Below are 469 nucleotides of genomic sequence, written 5' to 3'. Positions count from 1 at the left end.
CGGTTTTCAGCCGCTTCGTCTAAATTTCCCAGTCTTTTGTCACTGTCCCACGACCCCAAGTTCCGCAGAACTTGGTTTAGGCTGTTCCCTTTTCGCTCGCCGCTACTGGGGGAATCGCTGTTGCTTTCTTTTCCTCTGGCTACTAAGATGTTTCAGTTCACCAGGTTTGCTCGCTCCACCCTATGTATTCAGGTGGTCGTGTTTAGGGTTGCCCCATTCGGATATCTTCGGATCAATGCTTGCTTCCCGCTCCCCGAAGCGTTTCGTCGGTAACTACGTCCTTCTTCGCTTCCGTGTGCCTAGGTATCCACCGTTAGCCCTTATTAGCTTGACCTTGCGGTCTTCTTTTTTGGCTTTTTCACCTAGCTCTATGCAGTTTTCAAGGTTCCTCTGGACTCTTTACTCAGAGCCAGCATTCTCTCCTACTATATGAGTAAGATAAGGTGCTGATTCCTCGTTTCTCTTGTTT

The 469-nt window shown here is 48.8% G+C and carries 1 rRNA gene; it reads right to left on the bottom strand.

The window, feature by feature from the left end:
• Nucleotides 1–334: ribosomal RNA gene (locus tag N0824_RS19150) — 23S ribosomal RNA — on the bottom strand; the annotation flags it as partial.
• Nucleotides 335–469: the final 135 nt, after the last annotated feature.

Source organism: Microcystis sp. 0824, assembly GCF_003112475.1.
Classification (GTDB): domain Bacteria; phylum Cyanobacteriota; class Cyanobacteriia; order Cyanobacteriales; family Microcystaceae; genus Microcystis; species Microcystis aeruginosa_C.
This window is presented reverse-complemented; position numbering and strand designations above follow the sequence as displayed.